Source organism: Streptomyces sp. DvalAA-14, from assembly GCF_900091855.1.
In the GTDB taxonomy this organism is placed as follows: Bacteria; Actinomycetota; Actinomycetes; order Streptomycetales; family Streptomycetaceae; genus Actinacidiphila.
The window spans coordinates 1-7,650 of the sequence record NZ_FMCH01000650.1 but is presented as its reverse complement, the minus strand read 5'-3'; the positions used below and the strand labels follow the sequence as shown (position 1 = coordinate 7,650).

General features: G+C 69.0%; 6 protein-coding genes and 1 tRNA gene. 4 read left to right on the top strand and 3 right to left on the bottom strand.

Annotated elements, in window-relative coordinates; all coding sequences use genetic code 11:
• Together GA0115240_RS34575 and GA0115240_RS34570 are read right to left on the bottom strand one after the other, a co-directional pair.
• Window positions 1-1,064 (bottom strand): serine/threonine-protein kinase (locus GA0115240_RS34575; protein WP_093743001.1); only part of this gene is annotated, 1,064 nt, incomplete at its 3' end.
• 35 nt (window positions 1,065-1,099) lie between these two features.
• A complete protein-coding gene (locus tag GA0115240_RS34570; protein ID WP_093742999.1) occupies window positions 1,100-1,657 on the bottom strand; it encodes a DNA-binding protein in 558 nt (185 codons plus the stop codon).
• Window positions 1,658-1,755: 98 nt separating this feature from the next.
• Here GA0115240_RS34570 and GA0115240_RS34565 point away from each other — a divergent pair.
• Both GA0115240_RS34565 and GA0115240_RS36490 read left to right on the top strand, forming a co-directional pair.
• A tRNA-Ala gene (locus GA0115240_RS34565) sits at window positions 1,756-1,828 on the top strand.
• Between the two features lie 408 nt (window positions 1,829-2,236).
• On the top strand, window positions 2,237-3,226 hold the full coding sequence (locus tag GA0115240_RS36490) for a hypothetical protein (RefSeq protein WP_141709073.1): 990 nt from the start codon (window positions 2,237-2,239) through the stop codon (window positions 3,224-3,226).
• 122 nt (window positions 3,227-3,348) lie between these two features.
• Here the strand turns inward: GA0115240_RS36490 and GA0115240_RS34555 are convergent, their stop codons facing one another.
• On the bottom strand, window positions 3,349-4,587 hold the full coding sequence (locus tag GA0115240_RS34555; RefSeq protein WP_093742995.1) for a tyrosine-type recombinase/integrase: 1,239 nt from the start codon (window positions 4,585-4,587) through the stop codon (window positions 3,349-3,351).
• Between the two features lie 531 nt (window positions 4,588-5,118).
• Between GA0115240_RS34555 and GA0115240_RS34550 the strand changes: the two genes are divergently transcribed.
• Window positions 5,119-5,337 carry a helix-turn-helix transcriptional regulator gene (locus tag GA0115240_RS34550; RefSeq protein ID WP_093742993.1) on the top strand — a complete coding sequence of 73 codons (219 nt, stop codon included), beginning with the start codon at window positions 5,119-5,121 and terminating at the stop codon, window positions 5,335-5,337.
• A gap of 677 nt (window positions 5,338-6,014) precedes the next feature.
• Window positions 6,015-7,331 carry a DUF3631 domain-containing protein gene (locus GA0115240_RS34545; RefSeq protein ID WP_370673407.1) on the top strand — a complete coding sequence of 439 codons (1,317 nt, stop codon included), beginning with the start codon at window positions 6,015-6,017 and terminating at the stop codon, window positions 7,329-7,331.
• The last annotated feature ends 319 nt before the right edge of the window (window positions 7,332-7,650 follow it).

The window sequence follows — 7,650 nt, the reverse complement described above, 5'->3', positions numbered from 1 at the left end:
CGGGTGGAGGGCGAAGTCGCCGGCGGCGGCGGGGTGGAGGCCGGGGCGTGGGACGGGGCTGGCGCCGGGGCCGGGGCGTTGGCCTGGGCCTGGGGTTGGGCCTGGGCCTGGGCCGCAGCCTGGAGCGGGGCCTGGGTCCGGGCCCTCACCGACGGCTGTGGCTGCGGCTGGGGGACGGCCGCGGCCAGCGGGCCGTGCGGGCCGAAAGCGTCCGGCAGCGGGCCGATCTGGTCGAAGATCTCCACCGGCTCCTCCCCCTCCGCGGGCTCGGGGATGAGGTCGAGCGCGGCCGCCAGCGCCTTGCGGGCGCCGGTCGCGGTACGGAACCGGGCGTGTGGATCCGGCTGCAGCAGCGCCCCGATCACCTGCCAGAGCGGCTCGGGCACCCCCACCGGCGCGGGCGGCATGCCCATCGCCAGGAAGCGGACCTTGATGGCCTCCGCGTCCGGCTTCTGGCCACCGAGCAGATACAGCGCGACGAGTCCGACGGCGTACAGATCGGCCGGGAAGTCCGGTTCGTAGCCCATTAACTGCTCGGGCGCGAAGTAGCCGGGCGTGCCGACCACGTAGTCCGTCTCGGTGAGGCGCGCGTCCCCCTTGCGCATGGCGATGCCGAAGTCGGACAGCCGCACGTGCGGGGTGCCGGTGCCGGTGGCCTCCAGCAGGATGTTCGCGGGCTTGATGTCCCGGTGGACGACGCCCTCGGCGTGCACCGCGGTCAGCCCGGCGAGCAGCTGGTCGAGCAGCACGACCACGTAGTGCGCCGGCAGCGGGCCGTAGTCGCCGACCAGGTGCGCCAGCGAGCCGCCGCGCACCAGGTCCATGGTGAACAGCACCTTGTCGTCGTCGGCCGCCCAACTGGCCGGCGCCAGCACATGGGGGTGGTCGATCCGCGTCGCCTGCTCGCGGACGAACCGCAGCAGGGCGTGGGCGTCGCTCTGCTGGAGCACCTTGGCGGCGACGTACCGGCGCCGCCGGTGGTCCCACGAGCGCCAGACCGCACCGACCCCGCCGCGCCCTATCGGGTCCACCAGTTCGTAGCGGCCCGCGAAGACCTCACCCATCGTGTGCCGTCCGCCCCCTCAGCCGTCGGGTCCGTTCAGTCCTGATGCGCTTCATAGTGCGCGACGGCCTCGGCCGTGCGCCCGCCGCCGTACACACGGAGGAACTCTGCCAGTTGCGGGTGGGCGGGCGCGAGGGCGTGCGCCGCCCGCTCGATCTCCCCGGCCGACGCGACCGACCGCAGCACCGTCTGGATCCCGCGCACCACCTGCCGGGCGGGCGCGGGTCCGGCCGCGGCCGAGGAGGAGTGCGTCGTACTGAGGACCGAGGTCCCGGCCGAGTCCCGGATCTCCTCCATCCGCGCCGTCGCCTCCATCACCCCGATCCCGCCCTCGGCCACCCGCAACGCCAGCTCCTGCAACGCCTGCAGCCGCTGCACCACCGCCGGATTGCCGATCTTCGCCCGCTGCCCGCTCATCAGCTGCGACAACATCGGCGCCGACAGCCCCAACACCCCCGCAAGCCGCACCTGGTTCAACCCGAGATCGGCGATCACCCGCCGGAACAGATCCCCCAGCGGTTCCCCGTACCACCCCCGCTGCAGCTCCATCGCCTCCCGCGCCCGAGCGCCGTGATCCGGCACCGACGTCTCCATGCGCCCTCCCGTTTGCGGCTGCGAAATCGCAAACCATCCTACGTACCCCGATCCCGGCTCGGCCCCCGCCCTCCGACCCGGTACGCTGTTGCCGACGCGGGGCCTTAGCTCAGCTGGTAGAGCGCTGCCTTTGCAAGGCAGATGTCAGGGGTTCGAATCCCCTAGGCTCCACAACTCTTTGCGCAGATCAGTGGCCCTCCCACCCGAGTCGGGTGGGAGGGCCACTGGCGTGCGGTACGCATTCTGTACACATCAGGCCGCGATCGGACTCCAGCGTTGCTGGTGGTTGGCGTGGCCCGTACTCGCGGGCGGGTGGGCCTGGCGGCTGGAGGGGGCGTCTCGTCGCCGATTTGAACAACGTCCTCTGGGGCTTCACGGACCCGTCCCTCGACTCCGTTGTCCATCGCGACGAACACATCGGACCGATGTCGCGGTGGGCGTCTAATGTGGGAGGGCGTTGGATATCGGTCGGAATCTGGTAGCAGGCGGCTCTGCCGCGCAGTATGAAGGGTGCACTCCCGTGCAGTGAGCTATGGAAAACCCCTGTCCGCGAGGCGGTCGCCTCGTCACAATAGGTGCATGAGGGTGATCCTGGACAATAACGTGTGGTCCTACGTGGGTATCGAGGGCAGTAAGGCAGCGCTCGAATCTTTGGCCCAGAGCCGCCGATTGTCCATACGGACGCCGCCGGCCACGCTACTCGAGGTCCTGCGCACAAAGGACATGGCGAAGCGGAGCCGCATCATTGATGCGATGACGTCACGACACTGGGTGCGTTTGCGTACCGAAGTCGACGTCGAGTGTCAGGAGTTTGTTGCGGAGGCTCGCCGTACGCGCCCACAGTGGGTGCGTCAACTGGCCCTGCCCGGAAAGCCCGGTAGCCTAAGGGAGTTCTGGACGCGACGGATCTGGCGGGATGCCGCACGGGACAGTGCTCCGCTAGCGGCCCGCCTATCACGCCTTACTGATGCGGAGGAGGACCGTGTCTACGGCGTCATGAAGAACAACAGCCTCTCAATGCGCGGGGCCGACTGGCACGCGAAGGACCTAGGCAACTTGACATACCTGGCCACTGAGGAGGCCCCGGACTCCTACCTCGCGGGTTGGCAGCCGGGAACTACGGCGGCCGTATGGCGCGTCGATGGACGGGACATCTTTCGACACGCCCTCGACCGGCACGACCTAAAGACGCTGGTCGACCACGACACGACGTACGCAGACTGGCTCACGCCGAATCTGTACCTCGACCGGGTGATGCGCGACCCGAAAGACTTCACCCGCTTCTGGCTAACTGACGTGGATGAAGCACGAATGCCGCGCAACTGGTTGCGTGGGGTCGTTGGCGTCGCCCTTCTCGAGCACAAAGTCACCACGAGCACGGGCCGCGATAACCAATTGAGCGGCTATCTTCCGGACTGCGACGTCTTCCTCTCCGAGGACCGACGCTTCGTCCGCGCCCTGCAACGAGTATCGGAAGTCGCGCCCTTTCCCCTGCCGGACATCCGATGGGTCGACATAGGGGCAAGCGGCGGACGGGCCGTAGACGTGATCGCTGCCGCACTTGACTGAAGTGCGCGACTCCTCGAGTCATGACTGACGCGCCTGCACACGCCGAAGGGGAGGTTCCCGCTCCGAGTGAACCTCCCCTTGGTTAGGGAGCCAGCCAGCGGCACCGCCTGCTATCGGTACCGTCAAGCAGAGGCTTGCTCCAGCGCTACCAGCTCGGCCGCTGCTTCCTGGGCCTTGCGCGCCGCCTTCTCAGCCTTGGCCTTCGCCTTGGCCAGGACTCGGGCCCGGCGCTTGTGCATCTTCTTCGAGACCTCGTCCAGGCGGTCCGGGAAGAGGTGGCCGTACACGTCGAGGGTCATGCTGGCGGACTTGTGGCCGAGCATGGTCTGGACGACGTTGACGTCCGCGCCACTGGCGATGGCCAGCGAGGCCGCGGTGTGGCGGAGCTTGTGGGGCGTGACGCCCAGATCGCCGAGACCGGCCCGGATGACCGCCGGATCGAATACCCGGCGGACGAAGTTGCTGGCGCGCAGGGCGCCGCTCTGGGGTCCGGTGAAGAGCAGATCGTCGGGGCTGCGGCCTTCGAGATGGGGCTCCAGTTCATCGATGAGGAAGGCGCTGAGCGGTACCGACCGCCGCTCGTGGTTCTTGGGCGTGTCCAGGTAGAGCTTGCCGCCGTCGAGGCCGAACGCCTCCACAATGTGCGCACGGCGGGCAGTGAGGTCGATCCGGCCGACCTTCAAAGCGGATGCCTCGCCCCAGCGGAGTCCGGTGTAGGCGAGCAGGAGGATGAACGCCCGATACTCGGCGGCGGCATCGGCCAGGGCTTCCACCTGCACCTCGTCCAGGTACACGTGATCGGCGGGGCTGATGGCGGGTAGCGGTACGCCGGCGGCCGGGTTGAAGGCGAGGCGGCGGGACTTCACGGCGAAGCCGAGCACGCGGCTGAGAACCACGTAGGTCTTGCGGATCGAGCGTGCTGCCTGGGGACGTCCGTTCGTCGTCTTGCCGGTGGCCAGTTCGGTCAGCCAGGCGGCGATGTCGTCGTACTGGATTCTGTCCACAGGGGTAGATCCCCACCTGGGGATAACGTGCGTGTCCAGCGCGATCCGGTAGCGGGCCCGGCTGGACCGCTTGAGGTGGAGCTGGCTCTTGAACCACGAGTCGGCGACCGTCGCGAAGGTGACGCGGCCGGCGGCGGGGTCGCGGTACGTACCGTCGCCGAGCCTGGCCTCGACCTGGGAGCGGTAGTCCTCCCCCTTCACCTTGAGCGCGAACGTCTTCGCCTTCGGTTTGCCGTCGGGCCCGTACCACCGCACGCGCCAACGGCCGGGAGGGGTCCGTCCGGCCTTCTTGGCTCGGGCGACCGCTTGGACGTACTCGGTGTGGTCGGCGCGGTCTTCTATCCAGACGCGTGCCATCAGTCACCGGCCCGGAGGTGTGGGGTCTTCTCTATGGACAAGCCGTTGTGCTCCTTTTATATGTCGTTCGTTGGCTCGGTTGATGTACCCAGCATTCGACATTCTGAACATTGGTGTGGGGGAGTTTCTTTTTCGTGCTGGACGCCTCATCGGAGAGGGATTCTCTCCGGCTGATTCAGTCATCTGCGGGAGCTGCGGCTCGGGTCGGTTGGCGGCTCCGTGCCGTCTTCTTGCGCCCTGAACTCTGTTGACATTGCTGCCTGGTGGCGGTCATCGTGGCTGGTCGGCTCGTAGGGGCTCGCGGATCGTACCTCCTGTTCCCCGGTTGACCCCTATCCTCCTAAGAATTTATGAGTAAACCCGCGAATTATTTGGTCAACCGGCGATCCGCCTCTACGATTGATGCATCCCCGGGCGCTTCCTGTTGGCGCCCGTGGGGATTTTCACCACGGTGCGGCCGAAGGCGGAGGGTGTGCCTGTGGCCATGTTGTCCCACCCCCTGTTTCCTCTGCGGAGGAGAATGCGAGAAGGATGCAGAAAGCGAAGAACGGTGCCGCCGAGGGAGCGCGGCTTGCCCTGGCGACTCCGATGGCGGTCTCGGAGTACCTCGGTGTGCCGGTGGCCACGCTGTACCAGTGGCGGCACCGGGGTGTCGGACCGAGGGCCCACAAGCTCGGGCGGCACCTGCGCTACCGGTGGTCGGAGGTCGAGGCGTGGGTCGACGAGCAGGCCACGGATCTGGTGGCGTGACCGCCCACCCCACGGCGGGATCCCAGGTACGCCGATGCCCGCGGCCGGTCAACTTCGCGCGGGCCCTCAGCAATCGATCCGGGTGGGCGGGGCCTGCCGGCCTGCTCCCGCCGTCGAAGGAGTGATGCATGCACGATGAAACCCCAGGCGCCGAAGGCGCATCCCCGAACCCGGCGTGGCCGCCGGTGGCGGTCCCGGGTCAGCCCGGCCACGTGACCAGCGGACCACTGGCCGCGGTGAATGAACCCGCCCGCGAGCGGTCCTCCGACCGGCGGTCCGCAGACGGAGTGGGCGGACGGTCCGCGCAGACGGTCCCGCGGACCAGTACCGTCCGGTCCCCTGACGAGCCCGCCAGTCGGGTTGCGGACCGGACCAGAAGCGAGCGGTCCGCGGCCGGGCCTGGGAGCGGACCGGACGGGAGGGCGGACCAATCCTGGTCCCCGCAGGTCAAGGCCGATGATGCTGCGGACCATCAAGGTCCGGGGACCGGAGGGCTGACCGGAACTCCCGGTCAGCCGACCGGAAGCGGTGACAGCGCCGGACCAGAAGTAGGGGACCGTTCGCCAGGGGACAGGACTGGCGGACCACCCGGACCGGACCATGCGTTGGCGGACCAGACGACCGGACCAGCGGAACTGGGCCGTGGACCAGCGGACCAAGTCGGCGGACCAGTCGAGGTGCGGACCGGCCCGGCGGACCAACAGCCCCTCGGTCCGCGAGAACCGGACCAGCCTGACGGGGACCAGCCGCCCAGCGAAGGTGCCACGCTGCTGGACGAGCTGCGGTCCGCAGTCGCCCGTTACGTGGTGGCGCCGAGTCCGGAGGCGCTGGATGCGGTCACGTTGTGGATCGCGGCGACGCATCTGCAGCCGGCGTGGCAGCACGCGCCGAGGCTGGCGATCGTGGCGCCGACGAAGGCGTGCGGGAAGTCGCGGCTGCTGGACGTGCTGCACGAGACGGTCCACGACCCGTTCATCACGGTGAACTCGACGCCTGCGGCGATCTTCCGGTCGATCAGTGAGCAGCCGCCCACGTTGCTGGTGGACGAGGCCGACACCATCTTCGGCAGTGTGAAGGTGGCCGAGAAGAACGAGGAGATGAGGGGCCTGCTCAACGCCGGGCACCAGCGCAACCGCCCCACGACCCGGGTGATGGGGCCGGAGCACAAGCCGGTGAAGTTCCCGACCTTCGCCATGGCGGCGATCGCGGGGATCGGTGACCTGCCGGACACGATCATGGACCGGGCTGTCGTCATCCGGATGCGCAAGCGCCTGGAGACCGAGCACGTGGACGACTTCCGCACCCGCACCGACGTCCCGTTCCTGCAAGGAGTGCGGGACCGGTTGGCGGACTGGCTGGCGCCGCTGCTGGAGGAGGCGTCGGACCTGGTGCCGCCGATGCCGGTCCGGGACCGTGCAGCCGACACCTGGGAGCCGCTGGTCGCCGTCGCCGACCTGGCCGGCGGTGGGTGGCCGCAGCGGGCAAGGGCGGCGTGCCGGGTAATGACCGACCGGGAGAAGGGCAACGACCAGGACCGGGGCCTGAAGATCCGCATCCTGGTCGACATCCGGGCCGCGTTCGCCCGCCACGGCAACCCGTCCGCCCTGCCGACCGACACGCTGCTGCACACGCTGAACGCCCACCCCGAAGCGCCCTGGCGCGAACACGGACCGGACGGCCTGACCGCCCGCAGACTCCAGATGCTGCTCGGGGACTACGAGGTCCGCTCCACCAACCGCCGTTTCCCCGACGGCACCCAGCGCCGCGGCTACGCCTGCGCCGACTTCACCGACGCGTGGAACCGCTACTGCCCCGCCCTCGAACCAGCTGCCCCGATGCCCCCCGGGGCCCAACTGGCCCTACCGCCTACTGCCCCAGGGACCGGAGCCGCTGAAGCCTCGGCCCGACACCTTCCACCGGTGACCACTCCGAAGGCAGGGGGCCCGGGCCTGCCGCCTCCGCCGCCAGGGCCTGGTACGGGTCCGCGCCGCTGACCCCACCCCCAACCCTCATCGACCCGCACCACCCGTCCCGTCGCAGGTCAGCGCGGGACGGGTCAGGTGGCCGTGACGGGTCAACCCGTACCACCAGGGCGACCCGTACCTGCCCCGACCAGCAGTGCAACGGGTGGGACACGTTGCTGACCGTCAATCCAGCACCCGATCGACAGCCCGGACGGAGGCTCGTCGCAGGAGGAGCAGCATTCCCACGCCCACCCCCGAAGGACCAGCAAGTTATAGCGAGAGCATTGCTCTCGCAGGCGCCCGCGAGCGGGAGCAAGTTATCCGCGAAGCTACTCTTCGCCGTCGGCGA